Origin of the sequence: Acinetobacter sp. BY419, assembly GCF_019038395.1 — a bacterium.
GTDB lineage: Bacteria > Pseudomonadota > Gammaproteobacteria > Pseudomonadales > Moraxellaceae > Acinetobacter.
In genome coordinates this window covers 39,783-60,931 of the sequence record NZ_JAGFXZ010000009.1, presented here as the reverse complement: position 1 = coordinate 60,931, position 21,149 = coordinate 39,783, and the positions used below count along the sequence as shown (strand labels likewise).

The 21,149-nt window shown below is 41.4% G+C and carries 19 protein-coding genes and 2 pseudogenes; 6 read left to right on the top strand and 15 right to left on the bottom strand.

All coding sequences use genetic code 11. The annotated features are described in order from the left end of the window. Positions 1-369 precede the first annotated feature (369 nt). From KUG37_RS05390 to KUG37_RS05360, 8 genes and pseudogenes are all read right to left on the bottom strand, one after another. Positions 370-1,755 (bottom strand): annotated as a pseudogene (locus tag KUG37_RS05390) (amidohydrolase family protein). Positions 1,756-1,799: 44 nt separating this feature from the next. After that, positions 1,800-2,720 (bottom strand): ABC transporter permease, encoded by a 921-nt coding sequence (locus KUG37_RS05385; protein ID WP_216940275.1) that lies wholly within the window; start codon positions 2,718-2,720, stop codon positions 1,800-1,802. A gap of 33 nt (positions 2,721-2,753) precedes the next feature. Further along, positions 2,754-3,851 carry an ABC transporter permease gene (locus KUG37_RS05380; RefSeq protein ID WP_216940274.1) on the bottom strand — a complete coding sequence of 366 codons (1,098 nt, stop codon included), beginning with the start codon at positions 3,849-3,851 and terminating at the stop codon, positions 2,754-2,756. A gap of 45 nt (positions 3,852-3,896) precedes the next feature. Further along, the gene (locus tag KUG37_RS05375; protein ID WP_216940271.1) at positions 3,897-5,501 is read right to left on the bottom strand and encodes an ABC transporter ATP-binding protein; all 1,605 of its coding nucleotides are present in this window, start codon (positions 5,499-5,501) and stop codon (positions 3,897-3,899) included. A gap of 108 nt (positions 5,502-5,609) precedes the next feature. Continuing rightward, a complete protein-coding gene (locus tag KUG37_RS05370) occupies positions 5,610-6,710 on the bottom strand; it encodes a BMP family ABC transporter substrate-binding protein (protein WP_216935745.1) in 1,101 nt (366 codons plus the stop codon). Between the two features lie 333 nt (positions 6,711-7,043). After that, positions 7,044-7,220 (bottom strand): hypothetical protein, encoded by a 177-nt coding sequence (locus KUG37_RS14690; protein WP_367947475.1) that lies wholly within the window; start codon positions 7,218-7,220, stop codon positions 7,044-7,046. A gap of 36 nt (positions 7,221-7,256) precedes the next feature. Continuing rightward, a pseudogene (locus tag KUG37_RS14875) lies at positions 7,257-7,355 on the bottom strand (hypothetical protein); the annotation flags it as partial. 286 nt (positions 7,356-7,641) lie between these two features. Further along, on the bottom strand, positions 7,642-8,697 hold the full coding sequence (locus KUG37_RS05360; RefSeq protein WP_216935744.1) for an aromatic ring-hydroxylating dioxygenase subunit alpha: 1,056 nt from the start codon (positions 8,695-8,697) through the stop codon (positions 7,642-7,644). 278 nt (positions 8,698-8,975) lie between these two features. Here KUG37_RS05360 and KUG37_RS05355 point away from each other — a divergent pair, with 278 nt between their 5' ends. Next, positions 8,976-9,899, top strand: coding sequence for a LysR family transcriptional regulator (locus KUG37_RS05355; RefSeq protein ID WP_216935753.1), 924 nt, complete (start codon positions 8,976-8,978; stop codon positions 9,897-9,899). 88 nt (positions 9,900-9,987) lie between these two features. Here KUG37_RS05355 and hpxO read toward each other — a convergent pair whose 3' ends face one another. Further along, the gene (gene hpxO, locus KUG37_RS05350) at positions 9,988-11,145 is read right to left on the bottom strand and encodes an FAD-dependent urate hydroxylase HpxO (RefSeq protein ID WP_216935743.1); all 1,158 of its coding nucleotides are present in this window, start codon (positions 11,143-11,145) and stop codon (positions 9,988-9,990) included. Between the two features lie 209 nt (positions 11,146-11,354). Here hpxO and alc point away from each other — a divergent pair, with 209 nt between their 5' ends. Continuing rightward, positions 11,355-12,359 (top strand): allantoicase, encoded by a 1,005-nt coding sequence (gene alc, locus KUG37_RS05345; protein WP_216935742.1) that lies wholly within the window; start codon positions 11,355-11,357, stop codon positions 12,357-12,359. A gap of 14 nt (positions 12,360-12,373) precedes the next feature. Then, the gene (locus KUG37_RS05340) at positions 12,374-12,871 is read left to right on the top strand and encodes an ureidoglycolate lyase (RefSeq protein ID WP_216935751.1); all 498 of its coding nucleotides are present in this window, start codon (positions 12,374-12,376) and stop codon (positions 12,869-12,871) included. A gap of 55 nt (positions 12,872-12,926) precedes the next feature. Here the strand turns inward: KUG37_RS05340 and KUG37_RS05335 are convergent, their stop codons facing one another. From KUG37_RS05335 to puuE, 5 genes are all read right to left on the bottom strand, one after another. Continuing rightward, positions 12,927-13,652, bottom strand: coding sequence for an outer membrane protein OmpK (locus KUG37_RS05335; RefSeq protein WP_216935741.1), 726 nt, complete (start codon positions 13,650-13,652; stop codon positions 12,927-12,929). A gap of 126 nt (positions 13,653-13,778) precedes the next feature. Then, entirely contained in the window at positions 13,779-15,137 is a 1,359-nt protein-coding gene (locus KUG37_RS05330; RefSeq protein WP_216935740.1) for a nucleobase:cation symporter-2 family protein, read from the bottom strand. 33 nt (positions 15,138-15,170) lie between these two features. Beyond that, complete coding sequence (gene uraH / locus KUG37_RS05325) at positions 15,171-15,491, bottom strand: hydroxyisourate hydrolase (RefSeq protein WP_216935739.1); 321 nt, start codon at positions 15,489-15,491, stop codon at positions 15,171-15,173. Beyond that, complete coding sequence (gene uraD, locus KUG37_RS05320) at positions 15,488-15,991, bottom strand: 2-oxo-4-hydroxy-4-carboxy-5-ureidoimidazoline decarboxylase (RefSeq protein WP_216935738.1); 504 nt, start codon at positions 15,989-15,991, stop codon at positions 15,488-15,490. Before uraD ends, uraH begins: the two co-directional genes overlap by 4 nt. A 144-nt stretch (positions 15,992-16,135) precedes the next feature. Beyond that, positions 16,136-17,098, bottom strand: a complete 963-nt coding sequence (gene puuE, locus KUG37_RS05315; protein WP_216940270.1) for an allantoinase PuuE — start codon at positions 17,096-17,098, stop codon at positions 16,136-16,138. A gap of 310 nt (positions 17,099-17,408) precedes the next feature. On the opposite strand from puuE, the gene KUG37_RS05310 reads away from it, so the two are divergent. The 3 genes from KUG37_RS05310 (at position 17,409) to KUG37_RS05300 (ending at position 19,992) form a co-directional block, all read left to right on the top strand. Then, entirely contained in the window at positions 17,409-18,458 is a 1,050-nt protein-coding gene (locus tag KUG37_RS05310) for a Rieske 2Fe-2S domain-containing protein (protein ID WP_216935736.1), read from the top strand. Between the two features lie 314 nt (positions 18,459-18,772). Beyond that, on the top strand, positions 18,773-19,642 hold the full coding sequence (locus KUG37_RS05305; protein WP_216935735.1) for an SDR family oxidoreductase: 870 nt from the start codon (positions 18,773-18,775) through the stop codon (positions 19,640-19,642). Between the two features lie 179 nt (positions 19,643-19,821). Continuing rightward, complete coding sequence (locus tag KUG37_RS05300; RefSeq protein ID WP_004280276.1) at positions 19,822-19,992, top strand: hypothetical protein; 171 nt, start codon at positions 19,822-19,824, stop codon at positions 19,990-19,992. 91 nt (positions 19,993-20,083) lie between these two features. Here the strand turns inward: KUG37_RS05300 and KUG37_RS05295 are convergent, their stop codons facing one another. Next, a complete protein-coding gene (locus KUG37_RS05295) occupies positions 20,084-21,145 on the bottom strand; it encodes an enoyl-CoA hydratase/isomerase family protein (RefSeq protein WP_216935734.1) in 1,062 nt (353 codons plus the stop codon). Positions 21,146-21,149 lie beyond the last annotated feature (4 nt).

Sequence of the window (21,149 nt, the reverse complement as noted above, 5' to 3'; positions counted from 1 at the left end):
GAAAAGGCATATTAGCCTGCAGGATTCATTTTTAATTGTAATTACAGTTGTAATTGTAATTTTTATTAATAAATCAAAATAATATTTACATTGTGTTTTTATAAAAAATGAGTTTATGGGAGTTATTTTAAATTATAAAGCTCATAACCAAATTGAAAACTGTATTCAATTTTACCTATCGTATATAACGTAGAAAAGATCGAATACAGGTTTTGTTATGTCTTATTTAATAATTAAAAATTCTTACATTACCAAAAATGATATTGAAACCATTGCTCCTCCCCTTTATGGGCACAAAAAGCACCCACCCCATTAGAAGGCTTTAATAAAAATCATGAATAAAATTTTCATAATTTTTTGTTCAAACTATTATTCAGTCTCCTCTAATGAGTCGCGATGCAACTCATTCACTGCTGTCCCTTTTTGTGCCATCCATGCATCACGGCGCTTAAACAGTAAAGGTGTGACTCGATTGACTTCATCTATTAAGATTTGTAGATCTGCATTTAGTAATTTGCCATGCTCTGCGACCACTTTTCCGCCGACCATGGTCATCACTACATCCTGACCTTGTACGGCATGTACAAGATTGGAATACAAATTAAATAACCTACCTTCGTCTACCAAAGGTGTCATGCGGGGGGTAGCAATATTTACAGCAATAATGTCGGCCAATTTCCCAACTTCCAGACTCCCGATTTGATCCTGCATCCCCAAGGCTTTTGCCCCTATGGATGTTGCCATCTGGCACACAGACCATGCATCTAGAGCAGCTGCATCTAAAGAAGAAAATTTAGCCAGCAAAGACGCTGTTTTCATTTCTTCAAACATATCTAAATTATTATTTTCTTTTTCCCCATCGGTACCCAAACCAACAGCAATACCCTGCTCCAGCATTGCATTTACTGGTGCAGCACCTGATGCCAGTTTCATATTTGAAATAGGATTATGCGCTACACCTACATTGTGTGCTTTCAAAATCTTTATTTCACTCGCATCTGCCCAGACACAATGTGCCAATAAAGTATGAGGCACATCTAAAAGACCCAGTTTTTCCAATGTTTGAATGGGACGTACACCATAGCGGCGCAGGTTTTCCTGCACATCAAACTGGCTTTCATTACTATGAGTATGAAAGCCAGTTTGATAATCCTGACATAAGCTTTGGATACGTTTGAGCGCATGTGCCTCTGCATAAAACAGATGTTCTAAGCCAACCCATACCTGAATTCGACCATTAGCTTGTTGATGCCAGCGGTTAATTAAGGCTTCATTACTTTTTAAGGTTTCAAAATAGTTGTGGTCAGGGTGCTCTGCTACATAAGGTACCAAAACAGCACGGATTCCGAGCTGTTTCGCAGCTTCTGCACTGCCATCCATACAACGCCACATATCGACAATGGTCGTGGTACCTGACAACAACGCCTCTGCATAACATAAATAGGACGCGATTTTAGCATCTTCAGCTGTCAGTACCCGATGCATTGGATCGATAAACTGCTCAAGCTAGTCCCATACCGGCAGGCCTTCTGCTGTACCTCTTAACAACCCAGAATGACAATGAGTATTGATTAAACCTGGCATTAAAAGCGCATGAGGATAATCCAGAACGATCACATGCGGATATTGCTGAATGAGCTCCGCCTTCGTTCCAATGGCTTTGATTTTTTGATCATCAATTAATACGGCGCCATTTTTAATACACTCATTTTTCGCCTTCATGGTCAGCACATAGGCTGCTGTTAATATTTTCATTGTTTCTACTCAAATATTTTCTATTTTATTAACCAGGGCGTGGTTTAGGGTACGAAGGTTTTACCTAAAGAAGCCGGTAAGTTCATTTTTAATACTTTCTTATTCCGCGAGATTATGACCAACACCACGATAGTGGCCAAATACGGTAATGCTGCAAGCAGCTCAGTCGGGATTTTGATGCCAAGCGCCTGAGCATGAAATTGCAAAATGGTCACCCCACCAAACAGGTAAGCACCAAGCATTAAGCGTGTAGGTTTCCATACGGCAAATACCACCAAGGCAATTGCAATCCAGCCTCGCCCGGCAACCATATTTTCAATCCACATTGGCGTATATACAGTCGATAAGAATGCACCGCCAATACCGGCCATTAGGCCACCAAATAGTACTGCCCCATAACGAATCGCCAACACGTGATATCCCATGGCATGCGCACTTTCCGGTGATTCTCCCACTGCCTTGAGCAGCAAACCTAAACGGGTTTTCGCCAAGACAAACCACACCAGAAAAAAGGCCAAGATCGACAGATACACCACATAGTTTTGCTGAAATAAAATCGGACCCAATACCGGAATATCTGCTAATAGGGGAACGTTAAAATTGGCTAAACCGGGTAAAGCCATACTGACGTAGTTCTGCCCCAAGAATGCGGAAATACCCAGTCCAAAAATAGTGAGAGCTAGACCACAAGCGGATTGATTGGTACTTAAAGACAGCGTAAAAAAGGCAAAAATCAGTGCCATCAGCATCCCTGCCACACCACCCATCAATAGCGCACTAAACACACTGGCATCGTATTGTGCAGCAAAGGCAAAGCCGGCAATGGCACCGACCAGCATCATGCCTTCTACCCCGAGATTAATCACCCCACTACGCTGTGTCACCAATTCACCCAGACCGGCAAAAATAAGTGGCGTTGCTGCTGCAACAGTACCTGCAAGAATTGCGGTTAATTCTAAAGCCATATCATGCTTCCTTCTACTGTAGACAACATTGGATTAAGAGCTGGTTGCTGCGGACTGAGGAACAGGCACAACATTCTTTTTGGCAAAACGGTAACGGTTTTCAATCAAGGCATCGGAAGCCAGCAGGAAGAACAACAATAAGCCCTGGAAAATACCGGTAATCGCGACCGGAAGCTGTAATTGCATTTGTGCCATTTCACCGCCTAAATAAATCAGTGCCATGAAGCAGCCCGACAGCACAATACCAATCGGATTCAAACGACCCAAATACGCTACGATAATCGCTGCATAGCCATAACCTGGAGACAAGTTAGGATTAAGCTGACCAATAGGTCCGGAGACCTCACAAATTCCGGCAATACCCGCCATCATTCCGGATATCACCAGACTCATCCAAATGGCTTTTGAGGAGGAAAAACCGGCATATTTAGCAGCCAAAGGTGCTTGGCCACTAACTTCCAGTTTATAAGCGGTCAGGCTTTTACGCATAAAGACCCAAAACACCATCACTGCCAGTAAAGTAATAAAAATAGAGGCATTAATCCGGGTACCTTCCATAATTAATGGCAAGGTCGAACTGTCACTAAACATCACAGATTGCGGGAAATTCATCCCTTCCGGATCACGCCATGGCCCATTGACCAAATACAGCAGCACAAAAAGCGCGACATAATTCATCATCAATGTAGTCAGGGTTTCTTCAGCATTGAAATGCGTTTTCAAAAGTGCCGGGATTGCTCCCCAAAGCGCCCCACCGAGTGCACCCATGAGCACCATTAACGGTAGAATCCACCAGCCTATTTGCTCATGAAATAAAATCGCAATACCACCGCCAAAAATTGCTCCCATCGTGAGCTGGCCTTCGGCGCCGATATTAAATAGCTTGGCACGAAATCCGACCGCTAGTCCCAAGGCAATCAGGATGAGAGGTCCGGCTTTGACTGCCAGTTCACTCCAGCCATAAGAAGATGCCAAGGGTTCAATAAAGAAGATATACATTGCCTGGGCAGGATTGATGCCCAGAATTAAAAATAAAATGCTGCCTACAATGAGCATGGTAACCAGTGCAATGACAGGTGAAAGCCACTTCATCATTTTAGATGGATGTTCACGTGGTTCTAGTAAATGCATGTCATTGCCCTCTTAATCTGTCTGTATGCTTGTTTTCTAGGAGTATTAAGCATGAACTTGTTGCTCCTCTGCATTTTCCACTGACAGGTCATGGCTGCGAATACCTGACATCAATACCCCAATATTTTCAGCATTGGTTTCATCTGTTTGAACAGGCGACGATAATTCACCATTGGCCAGTACGCAGAGGCGATCGCTGATCTCAAACAGTTCTTCTAATTCTTCTGAAATCACTAGAATGGCGACTCCTTGTCGAGAAAGGTCAATCAGGGTCTGGCGAATAAACATGGATGCGCCAACATCTACACCCCATGTCGGTTGAGCCACAATCAAGAATTTTGGATTTTGTAAAATTTCCCGGCCCACAATAAATTTTTGTAAATTCCCGCCGGACAAAGAACGTGCTTCAGCAGAAGCCCCGCCCGCTTTAACGCCAAATTTTTCAATAATTTTTTCTGCAAAAGTAGTGATATCTGAGAATTTAATCAGCCCCCAGCGGGTATACTTCTGCCGATAGGCAGTAAGCAGTGCATTTTGTGCCAGTGTCATATTCGGTACGGCGCCTCGCCCCAAGCGTTCTTCAGGTACAAAACCTAAACCCAAGTCACGCCTTTGTCCGGGACTGAGTCTGGAAATGTCCTGCTGGTCCAGAAAAATACGACCATTTTTCAGACTGTTTTCACCTGACAATAAAGACAGTAATTCTGCCTGGCCATTGCCGGAAATCCCGGCAATACCGACAATCTCACCGGCATAAATATTTAAGTTGATATTTTTTAAAGACATGCCAAAAGGGTCATCGGATTGATAGCCTAGATTTTCAACCTGAAATAACATCTGCTGTGTACTTGAATATTCTTGGCGTAAATAGGTAGGTAAATCACGGCCAATCATTAAACGTGCTAAATCACTGGTGCTGTTGTCTTTAGGATTAACGTTTCCGGTAACACGTCCATTGCGTAAAATAGTCGCCTCATCACACAGTTCTTTAATTTCATGCAGCTTATGGCTGATATATAAAATCGAAACGCCTTGAGATGCCAATAAACGCAAAGTCTTAAACAGTTGTTGTACCGCTTGCGGAGTCAATACTGAAGTGGGTTCATCTAAAATAATTAAAGCCGGGTTTTGTAATAGACAGCGAATAATTTCGACGCGTTGCCGTTCACCCACCGATAAAGAATGTACTTCACGGCGAGGGTCGACGGGTAAACCGTATTGTTCCGAGACTTCAATAATTTTTTGGTTCAGGACTCTTAAGTCGATTTTTTTATCTAGACCCAGTGAAATATTTTCCACCACAGTCAGTGTTTCAAACAATGAAAAATGCTGATAGACCATCCCGATACCCAGCTTTCTCGCCATCGACGGGCTATCGATTTTAACTTCCTTGCCGTTCCAGAGCATTTGTCCTTCATTGGCCCTGGTTGCGCCATAAATGATTTTCATCAGGGTACTTTTTCCGGCACCATTTTCACCCAAGATAGCGTGAATTTGTCCAGGTTGAACGGTTAAATGTATCTGGTCATTTGCTTTCAATGAATTGTAACGTTTACAGATATTAATGAGCTGTAAACGTGGCACACTCGCAAAAGATATTGCGTTCATCTCTTGCGTATGAGCAGATATATCATGTTGAGAAGTCATCATAGGCGCTCTATTCAATTCTGCGACAGTGCGGCACCCATCTGAAGTGCATCGGCATTCAGATGGATGAAAATAAATTCGAAGTTATTTAATGGCTGAATCTAACTAGCCTTATTTTGGTAACGAACCCTCTACACCTTTCACGTAGTAGTTCATTTTGCTTAATGCGGCATCATTTAAGCTTTTACCTTTTGCCAAGACCAAAGTGCCATCCTGTTTGTAAATTGGACCGGTAAATGGATGAAGGGTTCCTTTTTGAATCGCATCACGCACACTCAGTGCCTTGATTTTTGTGGCAGCAGGAACAGATGGACCAAAACTTTCGATATCTACTGCTTTTTGTTTGACGCCGTACCAGAGTGCGCTCGGTTTCCAGGTTTTATTAGTGACTTGAGTCATCACTGGGGTATAGATTTTTTCCCAATGTAGAACGGATGCTGCAAGATGCGCCTTAGGTCCAAATTTACTCATGTCAGAATCCCACCCGAAAGCAAATACGCCTTTTTGTTCAGCTGCTTGTACTACTGCAGGAGAGTCGGTATTTTGCATCAGAACATCTGCACCTTGAGCAATCAGTGCCAAAGCCGCATCACGTTCTTTACCTGGGTTAAACCATGAATTTACCCAAATCACTTTGGTTTTAATTTTTGGATTTACACTTTGTGCTCCGAGGGTATAGGCATTGATATTACGTACCACTTCCGGAATTGGGAAAGATGCCACTACACCGAGTACATTATTTTTGGTTTTTTGACCTGCGACTACACCGAGCATATAAGCACCTTCATAGGTACGAACGTCATATACCCCTAAATTTTTCCCCTGCTTATAACCTGTTGCATGCATAAATACCGTATTCGGAAATTGCTTAGATACTTTCTCCATCGCATTCATATAACCGAACGAGGTTGCAAAAATGACTTTGTTACCTTGCTGTGCCAGATTGCGGATCACTCGTTCAGCATCAGCCGTTTCGGGAACATTTTCGATATAGGAAGTTTTATATTTTCCAGCCAGTGCCTTATCAGTTTTAATACGGCCTTGGTCATGAGAATAAGTCCAGCCATGGTCACTGGTTGGACCAATATAAACAAACGCGGCTTTATCTTGAGCCTGAGCATTCCCCATTGCTGCCATGCCCACTACACTACTTGCCAGCAATGCACCCACTAATTTTTTGAATCCAGTTTTCAATGTCTTTTTTTCTTTCATTCTCTTCTACTCTTGGTTGTTCAGTGTCACAAGACACACACCATTAAAAATGGCTTTACTCGAATGAGCTCAGTCTGTTCAATATATCAATAGCAATAAACATTCCAGATTGATTAAAATATCCTCTTTTAAAATAAATTTTATTTAAAATAATGGTCTTCTTGAATATTTTAATTTAACTAAATAGGAATATTACTTTATGATTTTGAATAAATGAATCATGATTGAGCATAAAAATATTAAGTGTTATTAAATTGTGCATTTTTATATTAATATTAATTTTGATATAAAATAAAAAATCCCATTAAAAATGGGATTTTTTTGGGGTTTGACTTAATGGTTTTGCCAGAACTGCTGCTGTAAACTGACCATTTCAGCTTCAATCTCGACAATCGGACCGATCAGATCAATGTCTTTTTGCCCATGGCTAAACACATAATGGGAACTGACACTCATGGTGGGATTTTCATGATGGTTACCCGTGCAGGTCAGTAAGCGTTCCTCTGACATACCATAAACAACACGGCCAATATTGGCCCAGTAAATGGTTCCAGCACACATGCAGCAAGGCTCAACAGCAGTATATAGTGTACATTGCCATAATCTGCCGGGTAGTTGGTTGCTGCCACACGCGCAAGCGTGGATTCGGCATGATTGACCGTATCAATATTGCATTGAGTCAATAGAATCGTCTCATGATCCGGAGCAATCAAAATTGCACCAAAAGGATGATGACCCAATTGCATGGCACGCCGTCCAACATCATTTGATAAACGCAAAAACTTTAATATCTGTTCCTGATCTGGACGGTGCATTAAAATAATCCTGTATTTTAAATTTAATATCTGTTTATATTGAAAATAGGATCTAGATTTAAATAAATATCAATATTATTTAAATACTCTCAACCCATTTTAATTCTTGTTTTTATTTAAACAACATAACGTTTACTTAAACCACATTCGGCTAATATTCTACGGTACGTGGTTGAAGATCGGTCAGCTTCAAAATGCGCTTCCATGGAAATATCGAGCGGTAATTCTTCGGGTTTTTGGCTTTCAACCATATCCTGATCTTCTGCAAAGATTTGTGCATTAAAGTCATAGACAGCCTGTAAATCACCTGTGGTATCGAAGTTACGTGTCAGTGGCACGAATAAACGGGTTTTATTGTGTGATACCGGACAACAGGCATTCAGAATTTTTAACAGTCCTTGCTCTGGAAAATGTACCGTCAACACTGCAGAAAATGGTGGGTAGACATCAAATACCCGTTTCCATAAAAAGCCTTCCGGTGCCAGATCCTGAATGCCATGTGGATAGTTACTGACATTACTGACATATTCAGTATGCAAGCCGTAATCTGTACGCTCGGTAGTATATTTAGGTACAATCTGATTATCAGGATCAGCGAAAGAACCATGATGTACCCAGGCAAAATGTGCAACATCAATAAAGCCTTCCAGCTGACGTCCACTTGAGCCTCCAATATCGACGAAAGGCGGTAAAATCGCTTGATGATCGGACATGTCCCAAGTATCCAAGACAGGGAAATTGGCTTTTGATGGGTCACGGCTAAAAATACTGGTCCAGATCAAACCGTATTTTTCGACTACTGGAAATTTAGTTAGTGAAAAGCGATCAGAAATCTTGGTCAGCTCGGGCTGTGCCGGAATTTTGACACATTTTCCTTCCCCATTGTAGTGTAAGCCATGATAAGGACAGACAATGTTTTCGCCGGACACCCAACCTTTGGTCAAGGGCACACCCCGATGTGGGCAGATATCACGCACCAAATGAATTGTGCCACTTTCCGTTTTATACAGTGCTAGTTTGACATCAAGCAGCATCACTTGTTGAGGTTGAATCGAAACGTCTTGAATACGTGCAACCGGATACCAGTGATGAACCAGAATATCCCAGTCCTGATCATCAAACTGGCTATAACAGGGCTTGTTGAATAAATTGGTGACTGGAATTGCATTCATATAAAACCTATTTTATGTTTTGTTGCCTTATCTTTTTACAGACCTCAAAAAGTGCATAAATATGCAATCCGGGCTGTTCTTATTATTGAAATTACTTAATTTTTTACCATTCTGTCTATTAGAGTGTTTCGTATAAATCATTCTAAAAATTAGAACACTCCATTGGAAAACTGATGGATGCGTCAATAAAAACTCCTCATTTGGCATAAAACTCGCATAACACCTTTTATCTAAAATGTTAATTTGAATAAAAGGTGGTTCTAAGCTTGACTAAATTGATGAATACGCCTTTTTCTCGATTTTCAGAATATTTTATAGCTGTGGCAAAAACCGGCAGTTTACGCAAAGCTGCAGATCAATTATTTATTTCCGTGTCTGCTGTACACCGGCAAATTGCGCTGGCTGAAGAGGAATTGGGAATTGTCTTGTTTGAGCGTTTGCCTAGTGGTTTAAAACTTACCCTTGCCGGTGAATTGCTCTATGCCGATGTGTTGAAATGGCAAAAAGAATTCCAGCAAACACGAATCCGTTTTGACGAGATTCAGGGGCTTACGCGTGGAAGCATCGAATTTGGTTTAATCTCGGCCTTAAATGATGGGTTTGTCATGCAGTCTATGCAATATATGTATGAAAACTATCCCTGGATTAATTTTAATATTCGGGTCGCTGACAGTGAAGTGGTCGCCAAGAAAATTATCGACGCAGAACTGGATTTCGGTTTAATTCTCAATCCAAAATCACATCAACATCTTGAGGTGGTTCATTTCCTAGAATTACCTTTGGGTTTTGTGATGGGAACATTACATCCACTCGCTCAAGTAGAAAAGATTTATTTTTCAGATACCTTAAATGACAATCATTTTATTCCTTCAGAACCCTTAATTATCCATGATTATGTGCAAGCCATGTATAAGCATCATAAATTCATCCCTGCACGTAAAACTGAATCGAATGATATACGCCTGATGAATGCTTTAATTAAAGAGAATTTAGGCATTGGAATCTTTAGCTATCTGGATGTTTTACCTGATGTTGAACGAAATGAACTGGTCTTTAAACCAATTTTAGAAAGAGGTCTGCATCCGCTGACCATTGCCCTGTGTGTGGCGCCAAAACGCCAAATTTCACGCGTTTCGCAGTTGATGATTAAACATATTACTGAGCAGATGGAAGCCTTGAAAACCAAAATGCAGCAACTGTAATCTTTTAAGAATGCAACGGTATCCTATAAAAAAACCGCAATGACCAAAATCGCGGTTTTTCAATATGGATGGATGAGATTTACTGGGTTTAATCCAGTGGATTACCCACAATATTACTGATAATCCCTTTCATAATATGGGGACCTTGCTCTTTACGCAGGTCGTCATACCAGGCCTGGGTAATCTGCTCATCTTTCATATGTGTTACATCACAACGTTTACGTGCACGCAGGACCAGTTCATTGGCACGTTCATTCCGCTTGTTTTGATAGCGCTTTAAAGCATCCTCCAAACCTAAGGTGTTAATTTGCAAGGCACGAGATAAATAAATCGAATCTTCCATCGCCTGGCAGCCCCCTTGTCCAATATCAGGGGTGGTGCTATGTGCGGCATCCCCTAAAATCACGACACGTCCCTTATAGAACTGGGTAAAGGGTTCAATATCGTGAATTTCGACCCGATTGGTTTTTTGTTCATCAATGCTGTCAATCAGGTGTTGAACCGGTGGGCACCAACCGGAAAAATACTGTTTTAATAAGGTCTTATATTCTGTCCGGTTATTTTCTAAACCCACAGGCAATGGCACATCAAAGAAGAAATAAAAGCGCTGGTCTGCCACAGGCATAAGCGATGCGCGCTTGCCCTCACCCACAAACGTTGTCCACTGTTTTGCCGGTGCTAAATCCTTAGATATTTCAATCAGGCCATTCCAGTTCACATAGCCTGCATAGCGGCGTTCAACTTGCTCACCCAGCACATATTGACGTGTCATCGAATGAGTGCCATCCGCGCCAATCAATAGCTCTGCACGGGCATTGCTGCCATCCTGGAAACCAATTTCGACATATTGGCCATTATCCGCAATCGACACCATTTTTTTACCAAGCTGAATCTCCTGCCGGCCAAATGCATCCATTAGCATATTTTGTAATTCAGCACGTGATACTGGATATGGACGTTGACCGACTTCTTCAATTAAAGGCGCTAAGCTAAATTGGGTCATGATCTCGCCACTTAAGCCATCGATATAGGCTAAATTATCCATTTGGCCACCCAGCTTTGCCACCTGCTCAGTCAAACCTAGATAATTCAGACATTTCACCCCATTCGACCACAAGGAAATTGCAGCACCTACAGGTAAAATTTGTTCTGCTTGTTCATAGATGGTGACTTGATGACCGAACTTTTTTAGTGCAATTCCTGCGGTTAAACCACCCATTCCTGCCCCAATAATTGCAATCTCCATCTATTACTCCCGGTTATTTAATATGAATTACCAGATAAATAGCTAAAAACGTGCCATTGTTAAAAAAATGCACTAAAAAAATGGCGAAAGTTGGCACAAGCTGTGCTTTTAAATCCATCTAATGCCCTGTTTTTTATAAATGCAGAATCAAATTCGCTTTTTTAGAAAATACGCATTCATGTGACTTATAACTATTACGGAAATTTAAGATGGCGACCTTATTAGCTCCAATTTTTGATTTGCCTGCTTCACTGCAGCAGTTAACCAATCTGGCAGATGCTCGAATTGGTGCAGAAATTCTTGAATGTTCGGATGAGTTTTTTGCTGAAGCAAAACGGATGTTGCAATTTGATGCACCGGTTTTTGTTGAAGACAAGTTTGATGAGCATGGCAAATGGATGGATGGTTGGGAAACACGCCGTAAGCGCTTTTCAGGCTATGACTGGGCCATTATCAAACTGGCGGTTGCGGGTCAAATTCAGGCACTGGATATTGATACGACTTTTTTTAGCGGTAATTATCCGGCCTCTGCTTCTGTTGAAGCTTGCTATGCACCAGATGGAAATATCGAAGTAGCAGAATGGATCAGTATTTTAGAAAATAACGTCCTCCGACCTAGCCAGCACCATATTTTCCAGATCTCAACAAGCCACACATTTACCCATATCCGCTTGAATATTTATCCAGATGGCGGTGTTGCACGCTTTAAAGTATATGGCAGTGTAAAAATTGATCTTCACGATCATGATCAAATTCTGGATGTATTGGCACTGGAAAATGGCGGCCGTGTGATTGCCTATAGCGATGCACATTTTGGTCACCCACGTAATTTGATTAATCCGGGTCGCGGTATCAACATGGGCGATGGCTGGGAAACAAAACGTCGCCGTGCTCCTGGTTTTGACTGGTGCATTTTAGCTCTAGGCACAAGTGCCCGAATTGAAAAAATTGATATTGATACCGCACATTTTAAAGGAAACTATCCAGCTGAAGTTTCTCTTCAAGCCATTTATATTGAAGATGCGACTGATCCACAACTCATTCCACAAAGTATGTTCTGGCCCTTTTTATTAGAGGCACAGCCCATGCAAATGGATCACATCCATCATTACATCGATGAAATCTTACAGCACGAAAAAATTTCGCATATCCGTGTGAATATGATCCCGGATGGCGGGATCAGCCGGATTCGCTTATGGGGGAAAAGGATTTAAAGCTGATGGAGACTTTGAACATGCCAACTGTAAAAATCCAGCCTTTAACGGCTGAAGCTTTTCTGCCTTATGGTGAAGTCATTGCCTGTCAGGGTAATCATTTTTTTCATATCAATGAGCAGCAGACTGAGCGTTATCATGCCTTGGCAGAGGTAGAAACTGATGCAAAAGCTGGACTCAGTATATTCAGGAATATTCAGGCCACGGCAATCCCTTTTGAAATTTCAATGCTGGAAAGGCATCCTCTCGGTTCACAAACTTTTATTCCTATGCAGGGTCAGCAATTTTTGATTATTGTTGCCCCTACTCTTAATCACCAGCAACCCGATCTTGGTCAGATTCAGGTATTCATGAGTGACGGTTCGCAAGGCATAAATTATCGTGCCGGTACATGGCATCACCCCTTACTCACGCTTGAAGCATCGAGTGATTTTGTGGTGGTAGATCGAATTGGAACCGGACCGAACTGCGATGTTTATACGTTTCCTCAAAAAATGCTTATAGTCTTTTAATGATTAAAAAAGCCCTTATTTTTAAGGGCTTTTAATTTTTTGGGAACTGATTTACTTAAAAATGATATTTCACTAAAGCACTGACGTTGTTTTCATCCATGCCATTAATCGCATATTTATTGTGCCATACGGAATATTCGATACCGAGGTATAAGCGAGTATCTGGAGATATGTGTTTACCCGCATTCCATTTCCACTGTGTAGTCCAGTTCAATTCACTGGCGTGATTGTCGCCTTCGTCTGTAGACCAGTCAAGAAAACCATCAACAAGAAAATCTTCTGAACCGGCTTTTAAAGGAATACCAAATACGAAAGTCATTTGATAATCATCTGGATTATTTTTGTAGTTGTCAGCTTTATAGAAGTTTAACTGAGCATATTGAAAATATGGAATCGCAAGGTCGACACCAACACCATAAAGGTAGTTGTTAAAACCGGAGCCTCCTTCCCACGTGCTGGCCAGCAAAACATCTTTAATCGGTCCAAGCTCGAGTTTTTGACCGGTAACTGCGCCTAAACTTAGACGAGGTGAAACCTCAAAATATGTCTGATTGCCATCTACATCATTGTTGGTACGGTCAGCAAAGGCAAAGAAATCACCATATTTAAGCTTCGCAGTATATTCAGCAGTTATCGTGGATTGCTTGTCTTCACGTGCAATCAATTCATAATTTTTCCCATACAGGCCTGAAATGCTGAAGTCTTGCCAGATCGGTTTTGCCTGTGCTGATATAGCACCTAATACGATTAAAGTGGCAACAGCAACTTGAGTGAATTTCATAAAAAAGGTACCCCAATAGTAATAGAAAGATCACTCAAGAGGTAAAGCAAAATCAAAGCCAACTTTTTTAATTTTTGATAAAAAAAGCCCATTTTATCGGGCTGTTTTAATCTTAGCTTAAAAATTCTAATGAGGGCTCTTTACAATAATTTCTGTTGCCAAATTACTTTTGTTTTTAAAAAGATTTAGATGATTGAACAGGAGGTTTAATAAAATAGCCATTAAGCAGGTAGAGCTAATCCCTGAATGAAATAAGGTTTGCACCCATTTTGGAAAGTTTGCATAAAATGAATGATCGATAATAGGAATCATACCTGCAGCAATAGCAGTCGCGACAATAATGAGATTTTTTTGCTCGTTATAATCAATTTTAGCCAAGGTACGGATTCCACTCGCCGCCACTGTCCCAAAAAGAACCAAGCCCGCACCGCCCAGCACAGGTACAGGAATCGCAGCAATCAAACGACCCATAATCGGCAGCAACCCCAAAACCACTAAAATCATACCGCCGGCAGCGACAACAAAACGGCTTTTTACTCCTGTGATGGCGACCAAACCAACATTTTGTGCAAAAGCACTCTGCATAAAGGAACCAAATACTGGAGCCACTGCACTCGAAAACATATCGGCACGCAAGCCATCAGAAATACGAGTCGAATCTACTTTGGTTCCTACTATTTCACCCACCGCAATAATATCTGCTGTGGTTTCAGTCATAATGACCAGAGTAACAATCAGCATGGAAATGATCGCAGTCAATTCAAAAGTCGGTAGCCCAAAAGCAAAGAAGCTTGGAACTTGTATCCATGTCCCACTCGCAACTTTAGAGAAATCACCGAAACCAAATAAATAGGCCAATACCGAACCGAATACAATTGCCAGTAAAATAGACAAGCGCCGGACAGCTGCATGTCGGCTTAAATTCAAGCAAATCACCAAGCCTAAGGTCATCAATGCCAGACTGATATTTTCAACGCTTCCCCATTCAGGTGCATTTTTATTGCCGCCCATCATCCAGCGTACGGCCACAGGCAACAAGGATAAACCAATCACGGTAATTACACAGCCGGTTACGACAGGCGGAAAGAAGCGAATAATTTTGGAAAAATAAGGTGCTATAAAGAAACCTATCAAGGATGCAACAATAACGGCGCCATAGACTGCTTGCAAACCGCCACCTGTGGTGACAATCGCCACCATGGTCGCAACACCGGCAAAAGAAACTCCTTGTACTAAAGGTAATTTGGCCCCGATATACTTCACGCCAATGGTTTGTAATATCGTGGCTAACCCTCCTACAAATAGCGCTGCCGCAATCAATAACCCAATTTGATAGGCGTCCAGACCTGCTGCTGTTCCCACGATCAAAGGCGGTGCAATAATACCGCCGTACATGGTCAATACGTGCTGTAAACCATAGGCAGCACTTTTTCCTGCGCCTAAATATTCATGTTCCGGTGAAATTGTTTTGCTTTGTTCTGTCATTCTTTTTCTCTCCCTCAAAGTCAAAAAATAAAATCAGCTGCCGCGATATGTGGAGTACGCGAATGGGCTGATCAGCAAAGGAATATGAAAATGCTGTGATGCATCTTTTATATAAAAGTGAATGACAGCTTTAGGAAAGAATGTGTCTAATCCCAGGCTTTCAAAATAGGTAGAAGTGGCAAATTCAAGGCTGTAATTTCCAGCTTTAAATTCAGTTAAACCGAAATCTGCCACTCGGCCATCTGTGTTGGTCAAAGCTTCACCGAGCAAGCTTCCGTCTTCTGAAAAAAGTTTAATTTTCACCTGTGCCGCAGGTTTGCCTAGATGTGTATCTAAAATATGAGTACTGATCATGCCTGAAGCTCCTCAGACAGTCTTAACAAGGCAATTTCCGCCAGTTGATTGTGGACAATACGTTTTTCAATCTCTGGCTCGTTTAACAAACGATATTTCAACGCTTGAAGGACATCTTCACTGCTCAGTCCTGAGGCTTTAATCAGAAAGATAAATCCATACTTTTTTTCATAGGTAATATTGCCTTTCAGCAAAGCCAGCTGGGTTTCTTCATCTGCTGTAATGGAGGATTGTTCACGATTCGAAAATGTTTTTTCTATTTCACTCAATTCAGCCTGGGCCTTTTTCTCACCAATACGCGGATGATTCTCCAAAGCTGTTTTAATTTCCTCCCAGGTCCAGGTCACTGCCTGTTGTTGGGCTGTATTCAAGACGTCTTCAACCGACACATAAGGACGTTGTGCTGCAATTTGGGTCGACCAGCTCGGGATTTGCACACAGTGCTTTAAAAAGGTCATGGCATCTTGTAGTGATGCTTGATTAAATTCAATGAGTCGCACTATTAAATCGCCTGATTATATTTAATGTTTATTCAATATGGGTTTTGCAATAACAATGCCAAATATGATTTCTTTATTATTTTTATAAACTGCATAAATCAAAAAAGAGAATCCAAGATTCTCTTTTTAAATAGATTATTTTGATTATGGTGCATGGTGTTTATACCAGTGTTCAGCAATATCACCCCGGCGACAGATCCAGACTTTGTCATGATTTAGAATATAGTCCAGGAACTTTTGTAGTGCTTTAAAGCGTCCCGGACGTCCTAAAATACGGCAGTGCATCCCAACTGACAGCATTTTGGGAGCAGTTTCTCCTTCTACATAGAGCACATCAAAAGCATCTTTGAGGTATTGATAGAACTGCTCTCCACTGTTAAAACCGCCCGGTGAGCTAAATTTCATATCATTGTTATCTAAAGTATATGGAATGATCAAATGAGGGCGTGTTTCACCTGTCTGACTGGTTAATGTGCTCCAAAATGGTAAGTCATCTCCATAGTAATCACAGTCATACTGAATCTGGGGAAATTCAGCCAGTAATTGACGGGTGTTTGGACTATCGCGACCGGTATACCAACCTAGAGGTGCTTTGCCGAAAAGTGACTGTAATACACTGATAGCTTGATCCATATGTTGGCGTTCAGTCTCAATATCCATATTTTGATAATGCAGCCAACGCTGACCATGCGAGACCACGTCATACTTGGCATCTTTGATTGCTGCGACAACATAGGAATTGCGGATTAATGCCATGCCAACTCCAAAAATAGTCATCGGCAGACCACGTTTTTGAAACTCCTGATGAATCCGCCAGAAACCTGCACGTGAGCCATATTCGTACATGGAGTCCATCGACATATGTTTGTCTGGAAAACTTGCAGCACCAATAATTTCAGATAAAAACTGTTCTGAACCGGTATCGCCATGCTCAATGTGGTTTTCACCACCTTCTTCGTAATTGAGAACGAACTGAACTGCAATCCTAGCTTGGTTTGGCCATTCTACTTTTGGAACATTCCCATGATAGCCAATCAGGTCTCGTGAATATGGCTGCTTTCTAATTTGATCTATGAGTTCTTGTCCGCGTAGATATGTAGTTGTCACGTTTAATCCCTGATGTCTTATATCAAACAATAAAATTTAATAAACATCACAAGCAATTTATGCGCCAAAGTGGAACATCCAAAGTAAGCACATGCTTTTAGAAAAAGCATGATTTATTGAGGACTGAGCTCAACTATTTAGATATGAATAGATGAGGGGGGAATCTTAAATATTCAGGATTGAAGTTCATTTTAGTTACAAGAGCCTATCACTGTTCTAATTTATGCAAGCCTATATCCAGTTAATTGAAATTTCATAGAACGCTGCTGTGTTTTATATTCAAACCAAAGGTCAAAAAACAGATCCCGTTATGAATATAAATATCGCCACTTTCAATCCTGATTTACCTGTTCATATGACATTTGAAGAACAGGACTGGTATCTATTGGCTCAGTCCTGGTATCCGATTGCACTTGCGCGTGATATTACAGATCAACCCACCAGTAGCATGCTGCTTGATATGCCGCTGGTGATTTATAAAATGAATCATGAGCTGGTGGTAGCTAAAGATGCATGCCCTCATCGGGGTGTCCCTTTAAGCTTGGGACAAAATGATGGTCAGGGTGTAGTTTGTCGTTATCATGGTTTACGCTTTGGTAGTGAAGGTAAATGCAATCGAATCCCTGCACATCCCCAGCATAAAATATCTGAGCGTTTCAATCTGAAAACTTATGCTGCGGTAGAAAAGTATGGCTTGATTTGGTGTTCATTAAGCGCTGCAAAGGATGCAGAACCCAATATTCCCAATATGCCTTTTTGGGAGGATGCTGAATACCAACAACTGGTTTGTCCTACAGTAGATATCAACTGTTTTGCAGGAAGACAGCTTGAGGGTTTTATTGATGTAGCACATTTTGCCTGGGTGCATCCAGAGACATTTGGCGATCCGGATGATGTAGAAGTGCCTGATTACAGCACCACAGAAACGGATTATGGTTTTACTGCAGATTATATTAGCAGTGTTGGACGTTATCCGATCGGGGCTGAGCAACGGGGTCAGGAAGATTTTAAATGGTTACGCCATTTTGAAGTCAGCCTGCCGTTTACCGCAACCCTTACGATCCATTTCCCGAATAATAGCAAACAGGTCATTATGAACGCAGCCTCACCCATGACCGCGCGCTCAACCCGACTTTTTGCCCCTATTTGCCGAAACTATGATAAGGATTTACCGGTTGAAGATGCTTATGCATTTAATCTGAAAATTTTTGAAGAAGACCGTTTGATTGTAGAAAATCAAAAACCTGAATATTTACCTTTGGACTTATCTTTAGAAGCGCATTTTCCCGCAGATCGTAGCTCAAGCATGTACCGAAAACTCTTACGTAAAAAAGGATTCAGTCCTTTATTTGCTGCTTAAGCTTTATCGAGAATAGTACTGTTCTTTATTGTGTTGTTTATATTCCTTTAAAATACAATTCAGTGTCTGGTCGCTATGAGAACAATCATTGCTTGAAATTTGAGCGACAGAATACTGCTATAAAGCATATACAGTATTCTTTTCTATCAAAATTTAGGCAGTGGTATTCAGGTTTACTTAAAACCATGTCAATCAAAGCTCTATGAATAATTGATAAATCTCGAATACATTCTGTTATTAAATGTTGAGACCGAATGCATAAAGTTAGAAAGCCTCTAAGATATTTCTGAACTTTGTACAGAGAAAGGGAAAACATGAATAACTATCCTGAAACCCCCGCTTCAACTGAAACTCAAGATCATCAACCAGGTGTACAAACCAAAATGGATCCTGCACCGGAAATCATCAAGCCGAACTATAAAGGCAGCGATAAACTTAAAGGTAAAGTTGCCCTGATCACAGGTGGCGATAGCGGTATAGGCCGATCAGTCTCCGTCTTGTTTGCCCGTGAAGGTGCTGATATTGCGATCTGTTATCTGGATGAAGATCAGGATGCGCTTGATACGAAAAAAATGGTTGAAAAAGAAGGACGGCGATGTTTACTGATTAAATGTGATTTACAAGATCAAAATAAAATCAAGGAAATGGTTGAACAGACGCTTCAGGAATTTAAAACGGTCAATATTTTGGTCAATAATGCCGCGGTTCAGTATCCGCAAGAAAGTATTACTGATATTTCACCTGAACAATTATTTAAAACTTTCAATGTGAATATCCTGTCCATGTTCTATCTGACTCAGGCAGTTATTCCACATATGCAAGAAGGTGATAGCATTATTAATACCACCAGTATTACCAGCTATCACGGCCATGACCAGCTGATTGACTATGCAAGTACGAAAGGTGCTATTACCTCCTTTACCCGTAGCTTATCCAACAATCTGTTGAAAAATAAAACCGGAATTCGGGTTAATGGTGTAGCACCTGGCCCAATTTGGACTCCTCTCATTCCAAGCAGTTTTGATGAAGAGCAACTTGAAGAGTTCGGTAAACAGACACCAATGGGTCGGATGGGTCAGCCTAGTGAAGTCGCACCCGCTTATTTATTTCTAGCCAGTGAAGAAGCCAGTTATATTTCCGGTCAGGTCATTCATGTCAATGGTGGCAGTATCATTAACGGCTAATCAGGATTTGGAGATAACGGTCAGCGAGAGCCGTTATCTTCATTCAATAATAAATTTCTTATTTTTTAAAAGCTTTTGGTTTTATAAAACAATTTAAACAAATACATGACAGATATTTACCGCTATAGAAACAGACCATTGTTATAGTAATTTCAGCCAACCCTGATGAGGATAGTAATATGCCTAGAGGTGACAAATCCGCCTATACCGATAAACAAAAACGGCAGGCCGAACATATTGAAGAAAGCGAAAAAGAACGCGGTCATTCTGAGGAAGAAGCCGAACGTATTGCTTGGTCTACTGTCAACAAGCAAGATGGCGGTGGCAAGAAAAAGAAAACTTCCCATTAGGAATGGAAAGTTAGGATAAAGGCTATATGTTGGAAGCACGACTAAAAAATCCTCTCATACGTAGTGATGAGAGGATTTTTAACAAGAATCTTTAATATGTATTTTCTATACGTTGCAGAGTCCAGACCGGCCAGAGCTTTTGCAAGGATTTTTCAAATTTTGAATTATCGGTTTGCCATTGCGGATTCTTGTCTTTATCAATAATTAATGCCCGCACACCCTCAATAAAATCACCCTGCTCTAACCAGATGTCTTGTAAGTCCCGCTCAAGCTGCATACATTTTTCCAGCGATAAATTCTGTCCGGCTTGCTGAAGCTTCAGGCTGGTTTGCTTGGCCATGACCGGGCGTTGCTGCAAGATGGCCAGCATTTTATCTGCCCATTCCTGATCGGTGGCACTACTTGCATGCGCCAGGCTCTGCTCAATCTCATCGAGGTTTGGATGGCCAAAATGCTGGCTAATCAGATTTGCACGTTTTTGCAACTCGCTTTCCACCGGATGGGTAATATACGCACTGATGATTTTTTGGATTTTAATCTGATTTAATACAGGCGCAGCAATCAATGCCGCTTCTAGTTCAGAAAAATGTTTACTCGGAACATGATAGTCGACCAGATCCAGATATAGTGCATCACTGCTGCTGATCTGCTCTCCTGTCAATGCCATATAAACGCCTACATCATCCAGTCGGGATAAAAAGTGGGTTGCACCAACATCCGGGAAAAATCCAATAGCCGTTTCTGGCATGGCAAAGCGTGATTTTTCACTGCTCACCTTGATATGACATGCCTGAGCCAGACCAAAGCCGCCACCCAAGACATAACCATCCATCATCACGATAACGGCCTTTGGAAAATTGCGCAGCGTGCTTAGCATGTTATATTCAGTGGCAAAAAAATCCTGATACTGGGTATTTCCGGCCTGATAACTGTCATACAGATAACGGATATCTCCTCCCGCGCAGAAGGCTTTCGGACTATTAGAATTGATCAGGATAGCTTGCACCTCTGGAGCATGGTGCCACTGATCTAATTGCGACTGAATACCTTGAATCATCGGCAGGGTTAATGCATTTAAATGGCTGGTACGGTCCAGGCTGATGATGCCCAGCCCCCCTGCTACCCGAATCACTAAATTATTTTCATCACTCATTCTT

Excerpts from the sequence above, each read along its gene's own strand:
- hpxO (WP_216935743.1), bottom strand. The coding sequence starts at position 11,145 with ATGGAGATTGCAATTATTGGGGCAGGAATGGGTGGTTTAACCGCAGGA.
- KUG37_RS05330 (WP_216935740.1), bottom strand. The coding sequence starts at position 15,137 with ATGACAGAACAAAGCAAAACAATTTCACCGGAACATGAATATTTAGGC.
- KUG37_RS05295 (WP_216935734.1), bottom strand. The coding sequence starts at position 21,145 with ATGAGTGATGAAAATAATTTAGTGATTCGGGTAGCAGGGGGGCTGGGC.
- KUG37_RS05375 (WP_216940271.1), bottom strand. The coding sequence starts at position 5,501 with ATGATGACTTCTCAACATGATATATCTGCTCATACGCAAGAGATGAAC.
- KUG37_RS05355 (WP_216935753.1), top strand. The coding sequence starts at position 8,976 with ATGAATACGCCTTTTTCTCGATTTTCAGAATATTTTATAGCTGTGGCA.
- KUG37_RS05380 (WP_216940274.1), bottom strand. The coding sequence starts at position 3,851 with ATGCATTTACTAGAACCACGTGAACATCCATCTAAAATGATGAAGTGG.
- KUG37_RS05305 (WP_216935735.1), top strand. The coding sequence starts at position 18,773 with ATGAATAACTATCCTGAAACCCCCGCTTCAACTGAAACTCAAGATCAT.
- KUG37_RS05385 (WP_216940275.1), bottom strand. The coding sequence starts at position 2,720 with ATGGCTTTAGAATTAACCGCAATTCTTGCAGGTACTGTTGCAGCAGCA.
- KUG37_RS05360 (WP_216935744.1), bottom strand. The coding sequence starts at position 8,697 with ATGAATGCAATTCCAGTCACCAATTTATTCAACAAGCCCTGTTATAGC.
- KUG37_RS05370 (WP_216935745.1), bottom strand. The coding sequence starts at position 6,710 with ATGAAAGAAAAAAAGACATTGAAAACTGGATTCAAAAAATTAGTGGGT.
- KUG37_RS14690 (WP_367947475.1), bottom strand. The coding sequence starts at position 7,220 with ATGTCAGAGGAACGCTTACTGACCTGCACGGGTAACCATCATGAAAAT.
- uraH (WP_216935739.1), bottom strand. The coding sequence starts at position 15,491 with ATGATCAGTACTCATATTTTAGATACACATCTAGGCAAACCTGCGGCA.
- KUG37_RS05335 (WP_216935741.1), bottom strand. The coding sequence starts at position 13,652 with ATGAAATTCACTCAAGTTGCTGTTGCCACTTTAATCGTATTAGGTGCT.
- KUG37_RS05310 (WP_216935736.1), top strand. The coding sequence starts at position 17,409 with ATGAATATAAATATCGCCACTTTCAATCCTGATTTACCTGTTCATATG.
- alc (WP_216935742.1), top strand. The coding sequence starts at position 11,355 with ATGGCGACCTTATTAGCTCCAATTTTTGATTTGCCTGCTTCACTGCAG.
- KUG37_RS05300 (WP_004280276.1), top strand. The coding sequence starts at position 19,822 with ATGCCTAGAGGTGACAAATCCGCCTATACCGATAAACAAAAACGGCAG.